This window comes from Fusobacteria bacterium ZRK30 (assembly GCA_024628785.1).
GTDB lineage: Bacteria > Fusobacteriota > Fusobacteriia > Fusobacteriales > Fusobacteriaceae > Psychrilyobacter.
The window spans coordinates 401,608-426,643 of record CP102404.1 but is presented as its reverse complement, the minus strand read 5'-3'; the positions used below and the strand labels follow the sequence as shown (position 1 = coordinate 426,643).

General features: G+C 32.9%; 21 protein-coding genes. 9 read left to right on the top strand and 12 right to left on the bottom strand.

The genetic code is table 11. The annotated features are described in order from the left end of the window. Positions 1–14: 14 nt before the first annotated feature. The 5 genes from NRK67_02095 to NRK67_02075 all read right to left on the bottom strand — a co-directional run bounded on the left by NRK67_02095 (position 15) and on the right by NRK67_02075 (position 5,600). Entirely contained in the window at positions 15–980 is a 966-nt protein-coding gene (locus tag NRK67_02095; protein UUV17648.1) for an ATP-binding cassette domain-containing protein, read from the bottom strand. Beyond that, positions 980–1,945 carry an ABC transporter ATP-binding protein gene (locus tag NRK67_02090; protein ID UUV17647.1) on the bottom strand — a complete coding sequence of 322 codons (966 nt, stop codon included), beginning with the start codon at positions 1,943–1,945 and terminating at the stop codon, positions 980–982. Before NRK67_02090 ends, NRK67_02095 begins: the two co-directional genes overlap by 1 nt. 12 nt (positions 1,946–1,957) lie before the next feature. After that, a complete protein-coding gene (locus tag NRK67_02085) occupies positions 1,958–2,833 on the bottom strand; it encodes an ABC transporter permease (GenBank protein ID UUV17646.1) in 876 nt (291 codons plus the stop codon). Positions 2,834–2,852: 19 nt separating this feature from the next. Beyond that, positions 2,853–3,815 (bottom strand): ABC transporter permease, encoded by a 963-nt coding sequence (locus tag NRK67_02080; protein ID UUV17645.1) that lies wholly within the window; start codon positions 3,813–3,815, stop codon positions 2,853–2,855. A 90-nt stretch (positions 3,816–3,905) separates the two neighbouring features. Continuing rightward, on the bottom strand, positions 3,906–5,600 hold the full coding sequence (locus tag NRK67_02075) for an ABC transporter substrate-binding protein (GenBank protein ID UUV17644.1): 1,695 nt from the start codon (positions 5,598–5,600) through the stop codon (positions 3,906–3,908). A gap of 554 nt (positions 5,601–6,154) precedes the next feature. Between NRK67_02075 and NRK67_02070 the strand changes: the two genes are divergently transcribed. Then, positions 6,155–7,387 carry a hypothetical protein gene (locus NRK67_02070; GenBank protein ID UUV17643.1) on the top strand — a complete coding sequence of 411 codons (1,233 nt, stop codon included), beginning with the start codon at positions 6,155–6,157 and terminating at the stop codon, positions 7,385–7,387. Between the two features lie 168 nt (positions 7,388–7,555). On the opposite strand, the gene NRK67_02065 is transcribed toward NRK67_02070, so the two are convergent. Continuing rightward, positions 7,556–7,972 carry a hypothetical protein gene (locus NRK67_02065; protein UUV17642.1) on the bottom strand — a complete coding sequence of 139 codons (417 nt, stop codon included), beginning with the start codon at positions 7,970–7,972 and terminating at the stop codon, positions 7,556–7,558. 128 nt (positions 7,973–8,100) lie between these two features. Between NRK67_02065 and NRK67_02060 the strand changes: the two genes are divergently transcribed. Beyond that, positions 8,101–8,517 (top strand): FMN-binding protein, encoded by a 417-nt coding sequence (locus NRK67_02060; protein UUV17641.1) that lies wholly within the window; start codon positions 8,101–8,103, stop codon positions 8,515–8,517. A 599-nt stretch (positions 8,518–9,116) separates the two neighbouring features. On the opposite strand, the gene NRK67_02055 is transcribed toward NRK67_02060, so the two are convergent. Continuing rightward, the gene (locus NRK67_02055; GenBank protein UUV17640.1) at positions 9,117–9,926 is read right to left on the bottom strand and encodes a formate/nitrite transporter family protein; all 810 of its coding nucleotides are present in this window, start codon (positions 9,924–9,926) and stop codon (positions 9,117–9,119) included. A 387-nt stretch (positions 9,927–10,313) separates the two neighbouring features. Between NRK67_02055 and NRK67_02050 the strand changes: the two genes are divergently transcribed. The 6 genes from NRK67_02050 to NRK67_02025 all read left to right on the top strand — a co-directional run bounded on the left by NRK67_02050 (position 10,314) and on the right by NRK67_02025 (position 19,080). After that, positions 10,314–10,793 carry an NAD(P)H-dependent oxidoreductase subunit E gene (locus NRK67_02050; protein ID UUV17639.1) on the top strand — a complete coding sequence of 160 codons (480 nt, stop codon included), beginning with the start codon at positions 10,314–10,316 and terminating at the stop codon, positions 10,791–10,793. Further along, positions 10,777–12,042, top strand: coding sequence for an SLBB domain-containing protein (locus NRK67_02045; GenBank protein ID UUV17638.1), 1,266 nt, complete (start codon positions 10,777–10,779; stop codon positions 12,040–12,042). The genes NRK67_02050 and NRK67_02045 overlap by 17 nt, the downstream gene beginning before the upstream one ends. Positions 12,043–12,090: 48 nt before the next feature. Continuing rightward, positions 12,091–14,769, top strand: a complete 2,679-nt coding sequence (gene fdhF, locus NRK67_02040) for a formate dehydrogenase subunit alpha (GenBank protein UUV17754.1) — start codon at positions 12,091–12,093, stop codon at positions 14,767–14,769. 878 nt (positions 14,770–15,647) lie between these two features. After that, positions 15,648–17,549, top strand: coding sequence for a hypothetical protein (locus tag NRK67_02035; protein UUV17637.1), 1,902 nt, complete (start codon positions 15,648–15,650; stop codon positions 17,547–17,549). 3 nt (positions 17,550–17,552) lie between these two features. After that, on the top strand, positions 17,553–18,257 hold the full coding sequence (locus NRK67_02030; protein UUV17636.1) for an OmpA family protein: 705 nt from the start codon (positions 17,553–17,555) through the stop codon (positions 18,255–18,257). After that, a complete protein-coding gene (locus NRK67_02025; protein ID UUV17635.1) occupies positions 18,244–19,080 on the top strand; it encodes an HNH endonuclease in 837 nt (278 codons plus the stop codon). Before NRK67_02030 ends, NRK67_02025 begins: the two co-directional genes overlap by 14 nt. Positions 19,081–19,095: 15 nt before the next feature. Here the strand turns inward: NRK67_02025 and NRK67_02020 are convergent, their stop codons facing one another. The 3 genes from NRK67_02020 to NRK67_02010 all read right to left on the bottom strand — a co-directional run bounded on the left by NRK67_02020 (position 19,096) and on the right by NRK67_02010 (position 22,785). Next, the gene (locus tag NRK67_02020; GenBank protein ID UUV17634.1) at positions 19,096–19,677 is read right to left on the bottom strand and encodes a class I SAM-dependent methyltransferase; all 582 of its coding nucleotides are present in this window, start codon (positions 19,675–19,677) and stop codon (positions 19,096–19,098) included. Next, positions 19,677–22,049, bottom strand: a complete 2,373-nt coding sequence (locus tag NRK67_02015) for a DEAD/DEAH box helicase family protein (protein UUV17633.1) — start codon at positions 22,047–22,049, stop codon at positions 19,677–19,679. Before NRK67_02015 ends, NRK67_02020 begins: the two co-directional genes overlap by 1 nt. Before the next feature lie 211 nt (positions 22,050–22,260). Beyond that, complete coding sequence (locus tag NRK67_02010) at positions 22,261–22,785, bottom strand: nitroreductase family protein (GenBank protein UUV17632.1); 525 nt, start codon at positions 22,783–22,785, stop codon at positions 22,261–22,263. Between the two features lie 311 nt (positions 22,786–23,096). Here NRK67_02010 and NRK67_02005 point away from each other — a divergent pair, with 311 nt between their 5' ends. Further along, a complete protein-coding gene (locus NRK67_02005) occupies positions 23,097–23,978 on the top strand; it encodes a PhzF family phenazine biosynthesis protein (GenBank protein ID UUV17631.1) in 882 nt (293 codons plus the stop codon). Between the two features lie 93 nt (positions 23,979–24,071). Here the strand turns inward: NRK67_02005 and NRK67_02000 are convergent, their stop codons facing one another. Then, positions 24,072–24,494: a hypothetical protein gene (locus NRK67_02000; protein UUV17630.1), complete on the bottom strand. Its 423-nt coding sequence runs from the start codon at positions 24,492–24,494 to the stop codon at positions 24,072–24,074. A 62-nt stretch (positions 24,495–24,556) separates the two neighbouring features. Then, entirely contained in the window at positions 24,557–25,021 is a 465-nt protein-coding gene (locus NRK67_01995; GenBank protein ID UUV17629.1) for a hypothetical protein, read from the bottom strand. Positions 25,022–25,036: the final 15 nt, after the last annotated feature.

Sequence of the window (25,036 nt, the reverse complement as noted above, 5' to 3'; positions counted from 1 at the left end):
CCTTATTTTAAAAATCAATCTACCTTATAACAGGCTATAAAATGTCCATCTCTAACTTCAATCATAACAGATTCTGTGTCTCTCTTCTTTGGATCCCTATCATCAATTTTATAACCAGCTGGTATCTTTACCCATTCCGGTGTTTTTTCACTTACATAGTTCTTTGTATTCTTTCTCGGGTGGGACTTCGGTATTGCAGATAATAGTTTTTTAGTATAAAAGTGAACAGGTGATTCAAATAATTTATTTGTTTCTGCCAACTCTACTATCCTTCCAAAATACATTACCGCTATCCTGTCAGATATATGTTTTACAACTGACAGATCGTGGGTTATAAAAAGATATGTAAGTTCCTCCTCTTTTTGCAGATCCTTCAACAAATTTATTACCTTTGCCTGTACCGAAACATCCAGAGCTGATACAGACTCATCACAGACAATAAATTTAGGATTTAGAGCTAATGCTCTGGCTATTCCTATCCTTTGCCGCTGCCCACCACTAAATTCATGGGGATACCTGGTCAAATGATCGGGATCTACACCGCATCTGCTGGCTGTTTCCCTGACATGGTCATATAATTCATCTTTTTTCTTCATCTTATGAAACCTGACTGCTTCTCCAATGGTTTGCTCTACAGTGAGTCTTGGATTTAACGAGGAATAAGGATCCTGAAATATTATCTGCATCTCCTTTCTCAGTTCATTCATCTTTTTCTTATCTGCGTCATGGATATTAGTGCCTCCATAAAAAACTTCCCCGCCACTTTTTTCATATAAGTTCATCAAGGTTCTTCCAAGGGTAGATTTTCCACACCCAGATTCTCCTACAAGTCCTAAGGTTTCCCCTTTTTTTATATCAAAAGTTACTCCATCCACAGCTTTTACATGATCTACTGTTCTTCTCAATACACCTTTTTTTATTGGATAGTATTTTTTTAAATCCTGTACTTCTATTAAGTTTAATCCTAAATTCTCATTCATTAATCAACCTCTTTTTTTAGATGAACTCTCAGCTCTCTATTTTCTAATGTTATCATCTGGGTCTCATCCTCATAATAAATTTCATCTGTAATTTCATAGTTCCCATCTCGATCTATTACTATAGGGTGTCCGATTTTTTCCGGCATTGAATATAATTCCTCACTATCAGTATCTATACTTGGCATAGAATTCATCAGTCCCACCGTATATGGATGGATAGGGTTGTCAAATAGATCATCGATTGTAGCTACCTCCATAACCTTTCCCCTGTACATAACTACTACTCTATCAGCTACCTCTGCAATTACTCCTAGATCGTGTGTTATAAATATAGTAGAAGTTTTGAATTCCTCCTTTATATCCTTTAATAGTTTTAGGATCTCTGCCTGAATTGTAACATCCAGAGCTGTGGTAGGTTCATCTGCAATAAGTAGCTTTGGTTCACATAAAAGTGCCATTGCTATTACTACCCTCTGCCTTTGTCCACCACTTAAGTTGTGTGGATATCCATTATAAACTCTTTCTGGTCCTGCTATCCCTACTTTTTCTAACATTCCGATAGCTTTTGCCTTGGCATCTTTTTTGGATAATTTCTGGTGAAAAAAGAGTACCTCTGTAAGCTGATCACCAATAGTTAATACTGGGTTCAGAGATGTCATGGGCTCTTGAAAGATAACCGACATATCACTTCCCCTCATATTTCTAAGTTTATCAGGATCCATGGAGAATAGGTTATCACCTTGAAACCTTATCTCTCCTCCCTCTATAAACCCTGGCGGCATAGGAACAATCCCCATTATTGCCATGGTAGTAACACTCTTTCCACTTCCGGATTCTCCTACTATTCCCAGAGTCTCCCCTTCATACATATCAAAACTAACACCATCTACGGCTTTTACTATAGATTTATCCTCTTCTAATCTAAAATAAAACTTTAAATCATCTATTTCTAATATTTTTTTCATGAATCAACCTCATTATTTTGATTTTGGATCCAGTGCATATCTAAGCCCTGATCCTACTAAGTTAAAGCACATTACCGTAATAAATATAGCTACTCCTGGAGTTACCCATATCCACCAATAATTCTGGATTGTGTAGATCGATCTGGCTCCATTTATCATATTTCCCCATGTAGCAGCTGTAGGAGAAACCAATCCTAAGAAGGATAGTGTTGATTCACTTAATATTGCCCCTGCCATTCCCAACGTGATTGAAATAATTAGATATGATATTGTATTCGGTACCAAATGTACAAATATTTTCCTGGCATCGCTAAGTCCCAATGCCTTTGTAGCCAACATAAATTCCTGTTCCCGGAGGGTTAGAAGCTGACCTCTTATCTGTCTTGCGATTCCTGTCCACCCTACAACTCCTAAGACTATCATAATCATATAAATATTGGGTCCTGTAATAGCTATCAATGTGATAAGTAGTACCATTACCGGTAGTACATTTATTACCTCGATAATCCTCATAATAATATTATCTATTGCTCCTCCATAGTAACCTGCTATTCCACCCATTATTACTCCCAATGTAGTAGAGATACTTACTGCTACCAGACCTATTGTCAATGAGATCCTACTTCCATATAGAAGTCTGATAAATACATCCCTTCCAGATTCATCGGTTCCTAAGATGTGGTTTCCCCCTGGTGAAAACGGAGAACCATTCATTAGTACATCCATATCTATATCATCGGGACCTATCCCAAGAGCCTTTGATATTAAAGGTGTAAATAATGCAAGTACTGCAATACATCCTAATAAAGTTAGTGCTGTTAGTGCTATTTTATCTCTTTTAAATCTCTTCAGCATAATTGCTAAAGGAGATTTTGATTTATTATTCATCATCCCTCTCCCTTATTATTTAATCTAACTTAACTCTAGGGTCTACAATACCATAGACAATATCTGAGATTAAGTACCCCAATAACATCAACGTTGCAAAAAACATATTTGTTGCCATGATAAGGGGATAATCTCTAAAGGTTACCGCTCCTAAAGCTATGGTTCCCATACCAGGCCAGGCAAACATACTCTCTATAATGATACTTCCTCCAAATAAACCTCCTAATATCCCTGAAAACATAGTTACTATAGGGATCAATGTATTTCTAAAGGCATGTTTATAGATAACGGTCCTCTGAGGAAGTCCCTTTGCTCTAGCTGTTCTTACATAATCTTGACTGAGTACATTTAACATAAATGATCTAACAAACAGAACCATCCCTGCTATTCCAGTAGTTACCATAACGATCAATGGTAAAGATGCATGGCGTAAAACATCAAAGAAATAATCTACCCCTGCATATCCTCCTCCTGGTGTTACCATCCCAGAAAATGGAAATAACCCAAAATCCATAGCTAATTTTTTTATAACCAAAAGAGCTATAAAAAATGATGGACATGATATCCCTGCCAGAGTTATTAACCCAATGGCTTTATCGATATATGTATTATGTTTTACAGCTGAGATAACCCCCAGTGGTATAGAAATTAAGTTTGATATTATAATTGCCGGGACTGCCAGGGTGAAACTATTCCACATATAGGTCTTTATAACTTCTACAGTTGGTTTACTGAACTGGATTGAATACCCCATATCTCCATGGAGTGCTGCCCATAGCCAATAAAAATACCTCTTATATACTGGCTGGTCCAATCCATATTGTGCCCGCAATTTTGCCATCATTGCGTCGGTCATATTTGGATCCATCTGACTTCCCACAGGATCTCCAGGTGCAAATGCAAATATGGTATATATCATAACCGACATTACAAACAATACAAATATTGATACTATGACTCTTCTAATTATGTACTTTAACATCTTCTCCCCCAATCTTTAAATTTATTCTCTGATAGAGGGGATAGAAAAATTTTCCCCCCTATCAATATTATTTTTAAGTAGTATAAAGTTTTATCTTTCGAGTTTAACTGTATTATCCATAACTGCATCTCCAATAGCCATGTCGTTCATATAATCCAGTCCGCCTATCCTTTTATTGATTCCCTGTACTCCTGTTGAACTAGTTGTAAAGATATACGGCAGATCCTCATTTATTTGCTGCATCATCTTATCATAAACTTGAACTCTCTCCTCACTGGTATTTTTAGCTAACCCCTCTAGACACAATTTGTCTACAATACTATTGGAATACCCCACAAAGTTATTAGATCCACCTGTTTTAAAGGTATTGGATTGATCTGGATCTGCAATTGTAGACCATCCTAACATCACAGTATCAAATGTAGGTTTTTCACTGAAAAGGTCTTTAATCATTGCATTAAAATCTACCAACTGGATATCTACGTCTACACCAATATCTTTCCAATTTTGTTTTATTAGGGCTATCCACGTTTTACCTTCGGAACTCTGGCCACTGGTAGCTGACGTTTTAAGGGAGAAAGCTAATTTTTTGCCATCCTTATATCTGAATCCATCACTGCCTACCTTCCAACCATCGTCTTCTAACATCTTCTTAGCCTTTTCAGGGTTGTAAGCATAATCATTTACGTTTTTAGAGCTGGCCCAATGCTGGGGAACTAAAGGCTGATTTACTACTTTTGCATAGCCTTCCAAAACTTTATCTGCGTAAAGTTCCCTGTTTAACCCATAAGCCAATGCCTGCCTTACCGACTTATCCTTAAACTTATCCTTTCTCAGGTTAAACCCAATATATCCATATCCACCTGCAGGAGTGTTTTGGAAGTTAACAAGGTTATTTGAGGAAGCCAGTTCCTTCTCCTTACTCTTTCTGCCAGGAAGACCCGCTATATCTAAGTCTCCAGTTCCTAAAGCTGGAGATACAGAGTCACTAGGAATATATCTGATTACTATTTTTTGAACCTCTGAAGGTCCCTGGTGGAAATCTGCAAACCTGTCTAAGATAACATATTCCCCCGGTTTATATTCGGTTAATTTATATGGTCCCGATCCCAATGGAGTCTCATTTTTAGTTAAAAACTCAGTTTTATAGTCTTCCGCTTTTGCATATTCATAGTAGTGTTTAGGCATTATCCTAGAGACAAAGTTATTGAGGGATCTGGCATTGGCCTCTGTCATATTAAAGATAACTGTATATTTATCTGGAGTTTCAATCCCGCTTATATATCTCACTTTCCCATCTGCTACCTCTTGGAACCCCTTTATAGAAGCTGAGGCAAAGGATGATCTTCCATCATACTCAGGTCTTGCATACAGACTGTAGGTAAACTTTACATCTTCAGATGTGAGCTCTACCCCATCTTGGAACTTGGTCCCTTTTTTTAGATGGAAGATAAACTGCATCGTCTCAGGTTTATATTCATAGCTCTCTACTAGACTTCCAGGTTTAAATTTAAAATCATTCCCATAACTTAACATTGTTTCAAAAATATAGCTGTTTACCATAGTATCATAAGATGTAGATGATAGAGATGGATTGAACTTCCCCTCAAATTTAGCTGTTATAGCTAAATTAATAGTTCCCTCCCTTTTTTTAGCCGGATTTTCAACTTTTTTTTCTACTACTGTGTTGGCACTTGCATTACTATTTTCTTTGGTTTCTTGATTGTCCTGTCCGCATGCAAGCAAAGCTAAAATCATGGTACTTAGTAATAATATTTTTTTCATTTTTTACCTCCCTAGTAAGATTTGTCAATTCGAGTTTAGTATATTTTTAAGATATATCCAAGTTTTTTTATCATTATTTAATTTTAATGTTTAAGATACAAGTTTTTTCTAGATTGAAACCATTTTAAACGCAACAAAAACCCTCAAACTAAGATCACAAAGGAAAGTTTTTTAGCTTTAAAATATTTTTTGGACACAAACTAAGGTCTGACTTTAATATTCTAACTTGTCTTTTGAACCTAATTTTTTTTCTAGATATTACTCTACTTCCTAGAATATTTCTCACTAGTTTCGTCGTGCCCATCATGCCCGTCAGACATATACTTTACTCTAATCCAAAAATGAATTTATATACTTGTTAATAATTATATGTTAATATATTTGTATAGCATGTGTTATATCTCCCTGTGGAGTTGTTGTGGTGACAATATTATATGACGTAGGCTATTTTTTTATCGGACTAACAAATCAGATAAAAACTAAAGGAAGAAAATAAAAACAGGCAAATTTAAAATATAGAAAATTTTTTAAATTTGAAAAATGAGGAGGTTCTTATGAAGAAGAATCTAAAAAAAGGTTTTTCAGCACTGGAATTATTGATAATAGTAGCAATAATAGGAATATTAGCAACAACAGTGGTACCTAAAATTCTAAATAATTTAAACAAAGCAAAGGTGGCAAAGGTATCTCAAAAACTAGGGTTAATCAGATTAAAATTGTCATTTGAAGAAAGTTTAGCGGAAGAATTTCCGGATCTGGCAAACAACGATACCGACCTGAAAAATACATTTGATGTGAAATCTACTGAACCCTTTTCATTTAATGAGGAAGGCTACGAAGAAACAGATAATATCGTGATATTCAGGGACAATAAAGGGGGCTGGATATATAATAGGGAAAATGGAGAGGTCTATGCCAACCTTCCCAATGGAGCATATACATCAGATGTCGACAATGAAATTTGGGGAGGAGAAACAGTTCCAATTCCTAAAATAAATTATACCGATACTCTATCCTACGGAAAATTAAAATTTTTAAATGAAGACGGAGAATGGGAAGATATGGTCGACGGGGAGACCTACCCGGCAGATGTAGAAATCGCATATTTTCCAGATTCAAGTAGTATTTCAGACGATACAAACCAGGTAAATATCGGTACAACCCCTGGAGAAACAGTTAGCTTAAGTGATTGGGGAACAGTTAACGGAAACACAGCAGTTTTGGAATCTGATGGGACAACTATTACAACTACAGTTTCATCTGGAATTTTAGAAGCATTTAACGGACCAAATAGTCATCTTGGAGCTGGAATAGGAACTTCTAATGGTGCATCAGGACTAAGTTCAGGTGATAATCTAAGAATAGATATAGACGGTGAAAATATAAATAAGGTTATCTTCACTTTAGACGGATTGGGAGGGTATTTTGATGCCAGTAGTTCCCATGCTACTCAGGTAGAAATTTCTGCCTTTGATGAAGGTGGAAACTTGATAGAAACACAGAGCAGTTATAGGGAGTCAGGATCATATTCAGATCAATATTCTTTTGAAATAACACAGCCCGTTTCTTATTTTGAGCTGGGAACAAAAGGAAGCAACGGTACCTATGTAGTACAAAATGTAAATTTAATAAGAAGTGCCCAGGATCAGGTTAATTTAACGATTCAAAATCCCGATGGGACAACAGAAGTAATATCTAAGGATATCCTTTTAGACGGGACAAATTCAGATGAAATTGTTACCATAAAAGAAAAACCAAAAGAAGAAGGCGAAGAGGATAATGGATAAGAAAAGAGACCCGTATCAAAGGCGGAAACTTTGGAAAACTTAATTTGTAAGACGACTCAGTAGAGTATTTACTGTGTAGCTAGATAACATTTAGAAAAAGAATTTAATTTTTACCAACCTAACCAAAAAAGAACCTAACCGTTACTAGGTTAGGTTCTTAAATATTTTCTAATTCTTAGGAAGTCTGTATACTCCTCTATTTAATCCATCTTGTACAGCAGATCTTATTTTCCCTCCACGAACAGTTGCTCCTGCCATGGGAATGTTTTCCGGTGTATATAGATCAGGCATTGTCTCCTCTAAATTTTTCCCTACTAAATGATTTAAAGCAGAAACATATTTTTCTTTCTCCTTTTTTAACTTAGGATCTTTCATATAATTTTGACCTTTAAAATTCAACATCCTCATAGATGCTTTCTTTACAATATCATTTTCAAGATCAAACTGGACATTCACTTGAACTTCTCCATTATAATTGCTGTCCCGATCGATAAAATTTCCTCTATAGGTTCCATCTGAATAAGTAGACCCAAAAGTAACTGCTGATACGGCGATAAGTGTGATTAAAATAATAATTTTTTTCATCTCTTTCCTCCTAATATTGTTTGTTGTTATGTAACCAAAATAATAATACCATAATTTAATTTGTTTTTCAAACTTTTTGTAGACTTAATCAAATTAAATTTGATATACTATAAAAAAAAGGAGTAAAGATGAAAAATTATAAGTTAAAAGATAAGATGTTTGAAATATGTCTCGGATTATTTTTTTTAATAGGAATATCTCTCAGTATCTGGGATAGTACCTCTAAAGAAAATTTAATCGGAACCGGTAAAGGTTATAAAGGTCCCATAGAAGTAGAAGTTACTTTGAGGGGAGAAAAAATAGTAGGTATAAAAATATTAAAAGAAAATGAAACAGAAGGGATAAAAGAAAAAGCATTTCGCGGCACTATAAACGACGTTATAAAAAAACAAAGTATCGCAATAGATAGTATAGCAGGAGCTAGTTATTCTTGTGTTGGTTTAAAAAAAGCTATTTTAAATGCTGTAGAACCCAAACAAATTTTTAACAGTGAAGAGGTTCAGCCCTACTTAAAGATAACGAGTGATTTTCTAGATAACGATTAAATATTTATTTTTTCAAATTTAAAAAAAATTTAAACTTTTTAACCACCTTTTACGACTAATTAGTATAAGTAAATGAAAATAATATTTTTTTCGTTTCTTTCTTTCCTAAATAAAAAATAAAAAACTCCTAACTGTACGACTATTATAGATAGGAGTTTTTTATTTTTTTGATTTATAGCTCCAGTGATAAACTGAAATTTTTACACTAAACTCATAAAGAAAAAACAGATAGATTCTAAAGTTTTCGCTTTTAATATGAGCTACCGATGCCACGATTATTAAAGTTAAGTTTAATTAAAACTAAATTTTAAATGTGGATAGCAAGAAAAAGTATCCAAAAAATGCCAAACTTTGAAAATTGTTCCTAAGTAAAATATTCGCATATCTGAAATAAACTCGTATTAAAGAGGAACTCTTTAGAAATTTCTTCCCTTCTTTTATGGATTTTTACAGATATTCAGATTATCTTTCTCTTAACTTTTTTATTAAAATCGAACCAAAAGATTTACCTCTGTGTATCTCCCTGTCCATTGTTTTTATTCTTACTTCCCTCTCCCCCCAGATAATAAATATTAGAAATAAGAAAAATCCTAAAAGATTTAGTTAACAGGTGCAGCTACAGTTGAAGGTTCTTTCTTTAAGTATAACCAATAGTAAGCAATAGGTACAAATATTCCACCAGAGAGTATATTTCCAATAGTTACAGGAATATAGTTATTCATAAACATATTTGAAATACCAACAGTTTCAGGTGAAACCATCCATCCAGCAGTAATAACAAACATATTAGCAACCACATGCTGATATCCAGAAAGAGCAAACATCATTATAGGGAACCAGCAAAGCCATAGTTTTCCAGTGGCATCAGTAGCAGCAAAGGTCATCCAAACAGCTAAAGCTACAACAATATTACATAAAAAACCACTGGCAACAGCTTGAGCAAAGCCTAAATGAACCTTACCTTCTGCAATAGCCACAACTTTGGCAGCCATAGGAGCACTCTTGAATACTCCACCAACAATAGCAACCCATGCAATAAAGACACTTCCTACAAAGTTACCTAACCAAACCATAGCCCAGTTTCTCAAAACATCCTTGAGAGATGAATCGCCGGTAATATAAGCAATAAAAGCTAAGTTATTACCTGTAAATAGTGATCCCCCCGCAAATAAAACTAGCATGATTCCAACCGGGAATACAGCAGCTCCAAGAAGTTTAGAAAGTCCAGGATCCACATTGGCTCCAAGAGACTGGGTAACTGTAATATACGCGATGAAAGCTAATCCGATAAAAATACCCGCCATAATCCCCAGTACGAATATTTTTGATGATTTTGTTTTTGTTTTTTTGATAGCCATTTGTACAACTGCTTCGGCTACCTCCGCTGTGTTTAAAAAAGTTTTTGACATAATTTCCTCCGTTTTATTTAATTTTTATGATAGGTTAATTCCCCCCTGCTGGTATTTTAGGATTCAATAAAAAATTATTAAATTAAGATCCTAACTAAATCAACCCTACAAGGGGTATATTACTATTTTTATTTTTCTAAGTCAATTTTTTTAGTACTACTGTGTTATTTTTTTGTGAAAGAAATATTTTTGTAAAAAAATATAAAATTCCAACTTTATATTTTTAAGGCGTTCTGTGCAAAAAACATGTTTTTTTTTTCACTACCAATAAAAAAAATATTTTTTTCTAAACATTTAGTATATAATTAATACAATTAGTATCGATTGAAAACGAATTTAAGTAAAATAAAATAAATTTTTATAGATTTTTAAGGGGGGATATTTAAGGTGGATAATGGATACATTGATAACATATTATCTGATTTTAATTTTAGTAAGATAGAGCTACTTCCAATTCTTACTGAGATTCAAAGACAAAATAAAGACAATTATATTTCAGATGATATATCTGATTATGTGGCTACAAAATTAAAGATGCCAAAAGCTAGGGTAGATGAGGTGATCACATTTTTCTCAGCTATAAACACCTGCAAAAAAGGAAAGTTCGTTTTACAACTATGTGAGAGTACTGTCTGCGGTGTCAAGAAAAAGCATCTCATGGGAGAAGCTATTGAAAAAAAATTAAATATTAAATTAGGAGAAACTACCTCTGATAATTTATTTACTTTCGAACATACTCCATGTTTTGGAGCTTGCGATATTGCACCTGCTATGAGAGTTAATGGTATAGTTCATGGAAATCTCACAGTTGAGAAGATAATAGACCTAATAGATCAACTTTCTGGGGACGGTGAGAACAATAAATAATAAATTTAATATTAAGATGATCAGTGAAAATTTTGGTCAATATAAATATAATGAGATCGATAAATATATAGAGCTCGGTGGATTTACCGGCCTTAAAGTAGCCTTTGAAAAAGGAAAACAACATGTTATAGAGGAATTAAAAATTTCCGGACTTCGTGGAAGAGGGGGAGCTGCTTTTCCTACTTGGCAAAAATGGGAAGGGGGAACTCGTGAGTTAGATGAAGAAACTTTTGTTATTTGTAATGCCGATGAGGGAGAACCTGCCACATTTAAGGACAGGGAACTATTGTTACAGGATCCTTATAAAGTTATTGAAGGTCTAACTATTTCCGGGTATATGCGAAGTGCAAAAACAGGAGCTATTTATTTAAGGGAAGAATATACATATATGAAACATCAGCTGGAAACTGCCATTGAACTATCCAGAAAAAAAGGATATTTAGGAAAAAATATATTAGGAACAGGGTTTGATTTTGATATCAGAGTATTTTCAGGAGCTGGAGCTTATGTTTGCGGTGAAGGATCTGCTCTTATTGAATCTATGGAAGGTAAAGCAGGGAAACCCAGACTTAAACCACCTAGAATCGGATCTAAAGGATACCTTCAAATGCCTACACAATCTAATAACGTTGAAAGTTTAGCAGTAGCTGCTACTATTCTTAAAATAGGAGCTTCTGAATATGCCAAACACGGATATGGAGATAGTATCGGGACTAAATTAATCAGCATCTGTGGTAACGTCAACAAACCTGCTGTATATGAGATCCCATTTGGTATTACTCTCAGACAAATTATTGAAGATGTAGCCGGGGGCGTTGAAGACAATAAAAAAGTTAAGTTTCTGCAGCTTGGAGGAGTTTCCGGTCCCCTTGTACCTGCCAGTCTATTAGATACTAGATATACATATGAAGATCTTTGGGATCTGGATCTTGGAATAGGATCAGGTGCTATCTTAGTGGCCGACGAAGATATGTCAGTTATAGAATATATTAAACTAGCCAATGATTTTTTCCATCATGAATCTTGCGGAAAATGTATTCCCTGCAGAGAAGGAGTTCATGCATATAAAAAAATAATAGATAAACTTATAAATAGAACTGCAAAAAAAAGTGATATAGATTATCTTTTAGAGGTTGGAGCTCTCATGAAGGAAACTTCTTTCTGTGGTCTTGGCCAGACAGCGGCTACTCCTGTTTTAAAAGCTATTAAATACTTCAAAGATGAACTATATACAGCAACAATTGATTAACTAAAAAATTTTATGCCCTAGGAGGAAAATGTGGAAAACTCGGTTAAAATTACTATAAATGATAAAGAATACAGCTTCCCTAAACATACAAAAGTTTTAAGAGCCTGTGAAGATATAGGTATCAAAATTCCCACTTTTTGTGATGATAAAAGACTTGTTCCAACAGGAGCTTGCAGGATGTGTGTTGTAGAGATAGGTACTGGAAGAAGGTCAAAACTTCAAACTTCATGTTCAACAGAAGTTAAAGAGGGAATGATTATCAAAACAGAAACAGAAAAAGTGGCAAATGCCAGAAAAACTATATTAAAACTTCTTTGGGCCAGTCATCCCAATGAATGTCCCACTTGCGAAAAATCAGGAGAATGTAAGTTACAGGATTACTCCTACGAATATGGTGTTGATATCGATGCCATTGCTGATATTCAGGAACATAGAGGTATTCCTAAAAATAAAGATGCTAAATTTTATTCAATTGACAGCAATAAATGCATCTCTTGTAATAAATGTGTAAGAATTTGCAGTCAGCTGCAATGTAATGATGCATTGGGACTAAATAATAGAGGTCCCCATACTGTTGTTGATAGAGCGAGTTTTGATGGAAATACCAATTGTACAGAGTGTGGAGCCTGTGTTCATGCATGTCCTGTGGGATCTCTTATGCCTAAATCTAAAGAAAAATTTAGAAATTGGCAGGTTCAAAAAACCCAGACAACATGCTCATATTGTGGTGTAGGCTGCCAGTTAAATTTAGTTACAAAAGATAATAAAGTTGTTAGAGTTGATCCTGTTATGGATAAGGTCAACAATGGTCTTTACTGTGTTAAGGGCGTTTTTGCATACAACTTTATCAATCATAGAGATAGACTTAAAACTCCTTTAATAAGAAAAGACGGGAAATTAACTGAATGTTCTTGGGAAGAAGCCTATGAAGCCATTGATTTTAATAGAAAGAAAACATTAGCTGAAAAAGGCGGAGCCGGATTTGCCGGGCTGGCCAGTGCCAGAACAACAAATGAAGATAACTACCTTTTCCAAAAAATGGTTAGAGCCGGATTCCAGACAAATTCTATAGATCATTGTGCCCGTCTCTGACATTCTTCTACAGTTGCAGGTCTTGCAGCTATGCTTGGTAGTGGAGCCATGACAAATTCCATAGAAGAAGTAGTAGATAACGATACTATATTTGTAATCGGAAGTAATACAACAGAAGCTCACCCTGTTATTGGAGCCTCTATAAAACAAGCCGTAAGAAAGGGAGCAAAATTAATAGTTGCTGATCCTGTTAGAATTAAATTAGCTGAAATTGCAGACTGCTATCTTCAAATTCAACCTGGTTCAAACACTGCCCTTTTAAATGGAATGATGAATTATATTATAGAAAACAACCTCCAGGATCAGGAGTATATAGATAAAAAAGTTAATAATTTTGAACTTTTAAAAGAAACTGTCAAGGAATATACATTGGAAAAAACATCAAAAATATGCGGCGTAGAAGAGGAACTTATTGCAAAAGCTGCCAGAATATATGCTGATAGTCCTGCTGCAGGTCTATACTATGCAATGGGAATTACACAACATTCAACAGGTGTTAATAATGTAAAATCTTGTGTAAACTTAGCTCTGACTTGTGGAAATATAGGAAAAGCCAACGCAGGGGTTAATCCTCTGAGAGGACAAAATAATGTTCAGGGAGCTTGTGATATGGGAGCTCTTCCAAATAAATTTCCCGGTTATCAAAATGTTATTGATTCAGAGGCTATAAATAAATTTCAAACTGCATGGGATGCAAAACTCAGCACAACTAACGGAATGAGATTACCAGAAATGATGGATAAAGCTGCCAATGGAGAGTTAGGATTTATGTATATTGTAGGAGAAAATCCTATGATCTCTGATCCCGATACACATCATGTAACTAAGGCATTAAAAACAGTAGATTTCTTAGTTGTCCAAGATATTTTCTTAACAGAAACAGCTGAACTGGCAGATGTTGTATTACCTGCAGCTACATTCGCTGAAAAAGACGGGACATTCACAAATACAGAAAGAAGGGTTCAAAGGGTAAGAAGAGCTATTAATTCCATTGGGAATTCTAAACCGGATTGGGTTATCTTCAGTGAACTTTTAGAAAAATTTGGAATAGATCCTAAAGATAGATACAAAACTTCTAAAGATGTATTTGAAGAATTGTCATCTTTAACTCCTCAATACAATGGAATTTCATACGATAGAATTGATTCTCTAGGATTACAATGGCCTTGTCCTACAAAAGACCATCCTGGGACTCAATTTTTACATAAGGATAAGTTTATGAAAGGTGAAAAAGTAGAATTTATGCCTGTAAAATATATAGACCCCATAGAAAAAGCAACTGAAGAATATCCTATTATAATGACAACAGGGAGGATATTAGAGCATTATCATACCAGGACTATGACTATGAAAACTGATGAAATAGATAGTGAATTTAAATCCAGCTGGTTAAGTCTTTCTCGTGAGCTAGCCGATGAACTAGAGATAGAACATGAAGACAATATTATTGTTAACTCACCTAGGGGACAAATATTTACTGTAGCTAATATCTCTAATGATGTTTCTGGAAAAACAGTATTTATGCCATTCCACTTTGGAAATGGAGCAAATGTATTAACAAATGGTCAAGCCTTAGACCCTGTATGCAGCATACCTGAATTAAAAGTTACTGCTATAAATATCACTAAAGCTTAATTTTGTATAATCTTTTTATTGTAACAGATAATAAATTATGAATAATTTACGGTAGGTTGTTTAAACAACCTACCTATTTTTTTATTTGACAATATCCTTCATTCCTTATACATAGAATAGAATTTGATTTATTTTTAAAACTAAAACCATACACGAAGCTCACGAAGACAAAATGGTTATTGCTTCGGTTTCTTTTTGACACCATAATTTTCTTATAACTAGAAGAAAATTTCGTACTCATCAATCGAGAAACCATAAGATGGAGGCGTTCGCATAGATGTGTCTGTTTGCAGGCAGGAGGGGGATTGCTTCCTGCTTTTCTTTGCTTAAATTTTGATAAATTTTAAATTAATTATTCGTAAAAAGAAATGGAATAAAAAAATATAAGAATCAAAATATGGTCTATCTGATATAAAAGTAAAATAAATTTGCACATGGGCATAGACCATGATATATAATCTAGTCATTCAAATTAAAAAAAATTTATTTTTTTAAAATATTTTTTCTAAAACCTAAATATGAATTTATACTATAAAACCTTAGATTAGGATAGTCTAAAAAAGTATTTTTATTCCCTTTTGGAATCACTAATCTTTAAAACAGAACTAAAATTGATCTTCTTCTCTCTATTTTTTTTAAGTTTTGCGTCATTTTTTTTATTTAATTTAATATTTGTTTAATTATTTTATAGCTTTAGAGGGTATCGGAGAGCCCAAAAATATTATATACTTTAGATCGAATAATTTTATTTTTATAATACCTTTTTGAATTTTTTCAAAAATAGAGGTGATTTATAATAAAAATAAAATATAAACAAGGAGGAGAGCAAAATTTTAAAAGAATTATTAACACCATCAAACACACTTTTTACACTACTAATGGTTGGTTTATCTATTCGATCTGCTTGGAGAATAAATAAATACCCTAAAAAATCATCAGTATCACCTGGAATCATAGCAGCACTAGGAATCATAGGAACATTTTTTGGAATATTTATTGGGTTAATGAAGTTCGACTCCAACGAATTGGAAGCCAGTGTTCCAAATCTAATAAATGGAATGAGAACAGCATTTTTTACATCGTTACTTGGTTTAACATTCTCAAATATTTTAAAAGGATGGAAAGCTCATAAGATTAATCAACTTAGTAAAAATGAGAACAAAGAAGAGGATGTCTCTTTAGAAAGAATCGCAGAATTGATGAATATTATTAAAAGCTCTGTAATACAAAGTAATGAAGAATTAGTTAATAATATTAAAGAGATGAACAAAGGACAAGAAATTACCCAAATGAAAAATCAAGAATCCATGGACAGAATGGTCAAGGCACTAGTTGGTGATAGCGAAACCTCTATGACTACTCAAATGAAATTAATGCGTACTGACCTCGTAGATTCACAAAGAGAAGCACAGACTCTTTTAAATAGTGGATTAGATAAAATGGTAACACAATTAGGAAATTTAGTTGAAAGTAACAATGCAATTAGTAAAGAAATTGAAAAAGGAAATGAAGAATTAATCACTGAATTTAGAAGCTTTGCTAAAGATATGGCAGAAAATAATATGAAAGCATTTATAGATGCAATCGAAAAATCAATTAAAGATCTTAACACTCAATTAAAGGAACAATTTGGTGAAAATTTTAAACAATTAAATATAGCAGTTGAAAAATTATTAGAATGGCAAGTTCATTATAAAGAAACTATCGAACAAACTAATTCAACTCAAATTGAGTTATACGAAGGTATGTCTCAAGCAAGAAATCTTGTTAGTGAAATAATGGAAAATACTAAGCCAATAATAGAGGTTGCCAATAGATTGGGAGATAAAATAGTAACTTTTGATACTCAAGAACAAAAATTAAATTCTTCTATAGAAACCCTAAATAAAGTTTCTGAACATGCAGACATTCTCTTACCTAATCTAGATAATTACATTAAAAATTATCATGAGGGAAGCCAAATAACACTAAATAATATTGAAGAAAATTTAAATGTTGTATATAAAAATATAGAAGGTTATATTAAGAGTTCCGATGATAAAATCAGAGAAAATAGCATACAAGCAACAAATAGAATAACTGATCATGTTGTAGAGACAACTAAAAAAGGAATAGAAGAAGTTAATAGATCTTCAAACACTGTATTAAATGCCGTCGCTACGATACATGAAAAAGCGACAAATGAAATAACAGGATTATCTGGACTTATAGATAATAAAGTCGAAAAAATGATAGAAATAGTAAGTAAAACATCTAATAATTTATTTGAAAACACAGATAAACTATTAACCAATATAACTTCTACTACAAATAAAATTGAAGCTCAAATTTTAGAGAATGCAAATAATTTAGATCAAAGTAGAAATGAGATTTTAAAATTAACTAAAGTAGCAACCACTAATATCACTGAACAACAAAAACAAATCATGAATGCAATTAATGATATTACACAGGGAATAAAAAATACGAGTAACTTAAACCTTCAGGCTATTGAAAAGCAAATTGAAGTAATGGAAAAAGCCGTAACGAAGTTAGAGAATGAAGGATTTACAATAACTAAAAAAATATCTGATAATATTCAAGTTATGGTTGAAAACAACAATAAAAACCTTGAAACTAGTGTGAATAACTTAAACTCTCAATTAGGAGTATCATTAAATACATCTTTAGAATCATTAGGAAACCAATTAGCATCTGTATCAGAAAAATTTGTAACAGATTATACACCACTAACAAGAGAATTACAAAAAGTTGTAGAAATTGCAAAGAGGGTGGGATAACTAATGGCTACAGAATATGTTGAGGACTTTTGGCCATCGATATCAGATTTAATGGCCGGCCTTATGATGATTTTTATGTTAATAGCAATTTCTTTTATGGTTAAAGTCAATAAAGAAAAAGATAAAATAGAAGATATTGCAAAACAATATCGAGAGACTAAGATAGAAATATACAATGATTTAACAAAAGAATTTTCAAAAGATTTAAAAAAATGGGATGCTTATATAGATGAAGACACTCTTTCAGTTAAGTTTAATGAGCCTGATATTTTCTTTAAACAAGGAAAAAGTGAATTGAATATAAAATTTAAAGATATATTAGAAGATTTTTTTCCTCGATATATAAAAATTTTAAGTTCAAAAAAATATAAAAATGATATAGAAGAAGTTAGGATTGAAGGACATACGTCAAGTGAGTGGGTAAGAGGTATAAGTCTACAAGAATCTTATTTTAGAAATATGGAATTATCCCAAGGAAGAACAAGAAAAACTCTTGAATATGTAATGTCACTGAAAAAAATGAAAAAATATTCTAAATTTATGATTTCTAAAGTAACGGCAAATGGTCTGTCTTTTAGTAAAAGAATTATAACCAGTGGACAAGAAGATAAAAAAATGTCTAGAAGAGTAGAATTTAAAATCAGAACGTCAGCAGAAAGTAAAATAAATGAAATTTTAAAAAGCGGAGAAAAAAATGAAAATAATTAATTTTAATGATTTTTTACCTTTTAAAAAAATTAGAGAAAAATTAGAAATATCAGAAGATTTTAAACCTAATTTTGAAGGTAGTAAAGCTATCCTAGAAGCCATGAAATGGGAAGAGATAAAAACAAAAGGTTTGGATATTTCTATAGAGGAACTCTCAGTCGCAGATGATGGAACGTTAGAACATAAAGATTATCCAGGGCAAAAAATGATAGTTTATATAAGAGACTATAATGGAGGGTTTAAAAATAGTAGTTTACCTAAATTTCACATTTCTTGGTGTAGTACTCTTAAATCAATGACTGAAAGTGGTAGATATAGTAGATATGTTGTTTCTCAAAGAGATGACGGTATATTTTTATTAAATAAAAGTGTCTATGGAAAAATAGTAGAAAAAAATGTCGAAGCTGATCTAAACGTTTGTAAAAACTGTTTAAAAAAATTAAATTATAGCGATTATACTGGTTGGAATACAAACCCTCAACAAAAAGAGAAGATAGTAGAAGATTTTAAGGTCAGAGAATTTTTAGAAAAATATAATACTAATATCATAATAGAGCCTGAACACACTCAAAGTACACAGCCTTTAAATGAATATCCAAAAAACTGGGATGAAGTAAGTCGTAATTATAGAAAAAGTAAAAATTGGATATGTGAAGATTGTGGTATAAATATGACATCTAATAAAAGAGATTTACATGTTCATCATATCGATGGAAATAAATTTAATTTAAAAGCATCAAATTTAGAAGCTGTGTGCTTAAGTTGTCACAAGAAGAAACCAATGCACAGACATATGGCAAACAACCCAATGTTTAATAGATAAAAAAAGTAGCCTAGGCTACTTTTTTTTTACTACCACATTGAGCCAAAACTCATCCTGTCTGTCCGGTCTTACGTCTGCTGTTTTCCAAAATCTTTCAACATTAAAAATATCCAGCGAATCCAAAAGTTCCGAGAAGCTCTCTTCTGTATAGTTGGAAAAATGTCTGGCAGAGGTGATGGTTTCTCCCTCTCCATATTTAAAACTCATATACATAATCCCACCATCTTTTAGAGCACGGTATGAGTTTTCTAAAACTTTTCCTATCTCAGCTTTTTTTACATGGAGGATGGAAGCGCAAGCCCAGATCCCGTCAAATTTTTCCTTGAAATCCATCTTACGCATATCTAATTTAATAACTTCTTTATTTAAATAATCTCCTGCCATCTTCACCATCTCATCTGAATAATCAGCCGAGATAACTTCGTAACCGTAGTTGGAGAAGTGATAAGAATCTCTTCCGCTCCCGCATCCCAGATCCAAAATTGTATCCCCTTTTTTCAGATAGCTGTTGAATACCTCATAGGTCTCACTCATATCTGCATCTACAGTATTTTCAAAAAATCCTTTTGCATTTTCATTGTAAAATTCTACTGACATTATTCCTCCCCATATTTTCTTTTAAAATAACTTATTTTTCGATATTCCAATCTATCCTTTACTTTTTCAACAATACTTTGACTGTTATTCAATACCTCACAAACTTTTTTGTTGAGATAAAATATTTTTTTATCGCTATCATAAGTAAAGAATTGACCACTACTCTTGGATAAAAATTTAATCGGATTTTCAACTGCTAGTCTTTCAAAATCTTTAATTTCCCAAGTCGTCCAATTTTTATGTTTTTTATTATTTAAATCTTTTCCATGCAATTTACTGGAATAAAACTCTGAAAAGTTCTTCCCGATAGTCTTCGAAGAAACTTCTTCTATTATTTGATCCTCTACAACAAAACTAAGGAGTGTCGGAATTTTATAAGATTTAGTCATGGCAGTTTTTTCTAAAAAGATAAAAAAATCTCTTCCAATATTATCTTCCCATATCTTTAATTCTTCTGAACTGGCTCTCTCTATCTCCACTAAAAAATTCAGCCAAGATTTAAAAGTTTTGATATATATATCCACAGGATATTTCCCGTGTGCTTCTATATCCATCATTGAAGGTATTTTATTCCACTCCGTTTCTACCCTCATAAATTCATGGATCAATCTTTCTTTCAGCGGTTCTTTCTTCTCTCTCTCTTTTTCCAGATAATCAATCACTTTCAGATCAAAATTTACATTACATCCTTGGGGTAGTTCAAGGTCGATTGCAGAAATTGTTTTTTGTTTTGGATCTTTAGGGTTGTAGTTCCCTGTCAAAAACAGTGGTTTCCAATGACTGCCCTTATAGTTCCCCACAAAATCTAGAACTCTTAATTTCTCCTTCCCTTCGTTAGTTCTCAGTCCACGGCCCAACTGCTGGATAAATATAGTATAGGAAGTTGTAGGTCTTAAAAACATCATCGTTTCAATATCTGGAATATCTACCCCTTCATTGAATACATCTACTACAAAAATTAATTTTAAGTCTCCATTTCTAAATTCTTTAATTATTTGATCTCTTTCTCTCTTAGAAGTTTCTCCTAAGATCGTTGCACACTGGATCTTATTTTTTTTAAAATATTCTTCCATATGTTTAGCATGTTTTATACTTGCACAAAATCCAATGGTTTTATTCTTTCCGTAGGTTTTATATTTTTTTAATATTTCGGCACTTCTCTCTTCAACGATTAATTTATTTTCCAAATTTTCTAAATCATACTTACCGCTTCTCCAAGGGATAGAGCTATAATCAACATCATCATAGATTCCATAATATTCAAAGGGAACCAGCCATCCATTATTTATCCCCGTTTTAAAATTACATTCATAGGCGATATTATAATCACAGATTTCATATATATCTCCATTGTCTGCACGATCCGGCGTAGCTGTGAGACCCAGCAAAAATTCAGGTTCAAAATAATCTAGCAATCTTCTGTATGTAGGAGCATCAGCATGATGAAATTCATCTACAATTATATAATCAAAATGATCTTTAGAAAAATATTCCTCTGTTAAATATCTTTTCTTTCCCAGAGTCTGAATACTTGCGAAGATCATATCTCCTTCTGTTGATTTTTTATCCCCTGTAAAAAATTTAGCAGTTTTATCTTTATGCACACTTAAAAATGAAGTCCTAGCCTGTTCTAAAATTTCTATATTATGAGCTACAAATAATATTTTTTTATAGTTCAATGAATCAAAGGCTCCTAAATAAGTTTTCCCCAGTCCCGTGGCAACGGTAACCATGGCTTTTGTATGTCCTTCCTCTCTGGTTTTTGAGAGTTCATAGAGAGCTGGTATTTGAAACTTTATAGGTTCTAAATTCAGTTTAGGCGGGGTATCATCCATTATATCTTTATTTTTCCTGTATGTCTGTTCATATTTTCTCAGCCATTCAATGGTAAGAGTCACACTATTATCCTCATATAATTCTTCAAATTCATCCAAAAATTGAAAATATTCTTTTTCATGGGAACTTTTCTTAAAGGCATAGTTCCATTCTACTCCACTCATAAGGGCAGAATATGAGATATTAGAAGACCCCACTAAAACTTCTCCCTCGCCATCTTCATACTCAAAAATATATGTTTTAGGGTGGAAGGAGATCTTTGGGTTATTAAAGATCTTGATATTTTTATCATTTTCAAAAACTTCATAGAGCCTGTATAACGCATTGGGTTCTGTTATATTCATATAATTACTGGTAATTATTTTAATTTCTTTTCCTTCTAATGAAGCTTCCTTGATTGTTTTTATCAGTAGTTTCATACCGCTGTCTCTGATAAATGAAACTATAAAATATATCTTCTTAGCTTTTTTTATACAGTGCTGTAATTTAGGTAGGATCGGATGTTTATATCCTGTAAATACTGCTCGATTTTCCATTATTCACCTCTATTAGTTTAGATATTCTATAATAATAAAATTATAGCATATTTAATATCGGAAAATTAATTTTTATGGGAACTACATTGAAAGATACCTAGAAAAATATTATTAGAGTTATTATTAGAAGTATAAAATTGTTAGTGGTAGTCTTGAAAAATACTCCCTGGAATTAAAAAAATGGAGACTAATTCCAGTCTCCATTTTTTCTTTATTTTTTAAAGGAATTATAAACTACAGTTTCAGATATCTCAAACCTCTGGTCATGTAATGGATGAGGTGTACTTTTTTCATGGGGATACCCGATAGGAAATAGTGCAACCGGTATTATATTTTCAGGCAGCGAGAATGTATCTCTAATCTTTTGGGGGTCAAAATGACCAACCCAGGTAGTACCAAGGTTAAGGTTAGTTATCTCTAACATCATTTGAGTTGCTACAATAGAGGCATCAACTTCTCCCATATCCTTATCATCGTAACGCCTCTTCCAGCTTATGGTATTGTCATAGCAGACAAGGATTGCCAGGGGGGCATCAAAATGATATTTGCTACATTCCTTTAATTTCTCCAGACTTTCATCTGATTCAAGAACAAGAATCCTCTGGGGCTGATAGTTAACTGCTGTAGGAGCAAGTCTACCGGCTTCGAGAATCAGATCAATTTTTTCTTTTTCAACTTTTTGACTGCTGAATTTACGCACAGAATACCGTTTTTTTGCCAATTCTAAAAAATCCATAATAAAAACCTCCAAATTTATATAAATATTTCACTGCACTTTATTGTCTTATAGTAGAATTATACCTTAAAAAATTTCTTTCTGTGGGATCAGAATAAAAGAAAAATGATCACAGATTTTCTTAGTGGCCTCACTTTTTTTTGGTATAATTAAATAAACTATCAAAGGGAGGTCTCTATGACTATAAAAGAAGTTTCTAAAAATAATATTTTCTGCTTTCAAAGTTTATAAAAAAGCAATGAGATCTAAAATAGATATTTAAATTAATTTGCCAAATTAATCGTAAATATAAATTAAACAGGAGGTATTCGATGAAAAAAGAAATTTACCAGGTAGATGCTTTCACTCATAAAGTATATAGCGGAAATCCAGCAGGAGTAGTTCCAAACGCTGAAGGACTTTCATCCCTTCAAATGCAATTAATAGCAAAAGAAATGAATCTTTCTGAAACTGCATTTGTTTTTCCCGGTTCCATAGATTATGATTTTGAATTACGTTTTTTTACCCCAACTGAAGAAGTTGATTTATGTGGTCATGCAACAATTGCAACTTTTAGCCTGTTAAAAGAATTAGGTATTATTCCTCCTCATAAAACACAAATAATTCAAAAAACAAAAGCCGGAAAATTAAATATTCAGTTTTTAGAAGATGGAAGTATATTAATGCAGCAAACCTCCCCCAAAAATTTTAAAAAAGAAATCCCCCTAGATAAATTATTTACGATAATGGGCTTAGCCTCTGAAGAAGTTGGAATAGAAAATTTAATGGAGTTCCCAGAAATTTGGTCTACAGGGCTCCCCGACCTTTTATTACCCATTAGATCAACTGAAATTTTAAAAAATTTAACACCTGCCATGGATAAATTAGCAAACTTAAGTCAAAAACTTAATATTGTCGGGGTTCATGCCTTTTCTATTGATAAAAAAAATCAAGTATGGTGTCGGAACTTTGCTCCTGCTTTTGGTATACCAGAAGAATCTGCAACAGGAACCTCCAACGGAGCATTAGGAGCTTGTCTTTATACAAAAAGATGGGGGTCAGGTAAACATCTATCTTTTGTTGCACATCAAGGTGATTGGATGAAAAAACCAAGTAGAATAATTGTTCAAATAGATGCTGAAAATGACTTTCAAGTATGGGTTGGGGGAAAAGCTGTAACTGTTTTTGAAGGTAAGCTTATAACCCCTGAATAATCATAGTCAGAAAAAAAATAAAACCCTTAATTAAAAAAACCTCCAGTTATAATTTACGCTAATCTGGAGGTTTTTATAAAATATAAGTCAGCTTTATCTTTTCAAATTCCGCGTCCTGGGCTGTTTTAATCTTTCCTTTAAAAACAAATTATCATTGGAAACAGGTGGTCGCTGCCTTTCCTTTAGATCCCTGTCAAATTCTTCCCTATTATTCAAAATATCTTCCTTCGTTCTCTTCCTATCTTCAACCTCTGGTATTCCATCTGGAAATCTGTCTTCCAGCTTATCCTTTACATATTCCTGGAATTCTGGATTCTCTTTTATATCTTCTATGATCTCTTTCTTCTCCTCATCGGATAGGTCATCCCAATAAACCCCATTATCATAATAACTGTCATAGTATCCGTAATAATAATCGTTATACCAAGGATAGTAATCGGTGTTGGTAGAAGTTTCATCGACAGAACTGCATCCTAGCAGGATCAATCCCACCAGTATTAAAAGTATTTTTTTCATAATAGATCACTCCTTTTAGCTGTGTAAAATCTAAATATTTAATACTATAGATAAAATTCTAATTAATAACTATTCCATTTTAATTCATTGGTACTAAGAGCACCTTTTCTATCGCTATATCCTACAGGCCTTACTACCCAATTTAGTTTGAGAGATTCTCCTCCTGCAATGAAATCAATAGGTGCTCCTCCATCAAAAATGGTATACATATCATTGTTATTATCTAAATTATTTTCTAATGCCAATGATGTATGTCCTCCATAAACTAGTTCGGAACCTGCTGTATAATATAACGATCCCCCTACTTCTATCTGCTTTTCTCTTGCTTCACGGGAACTATTTGTTATAACTATTAAATCATTTGTTTTTTTATCTACTTTCTTTCTTATTTCTTCCAATGTTATAAAGGTAGGTGAGGTCGAATCATTTATAGTTTTATCCAAAATAATAATTGGTATAGATGTTCTAACTGCTCCTAAGATTGCCACAGCTTTAGCATCTTTTGCTTTTGCTAGTTCTCTTCTCAATTTAGGCGCTAATGT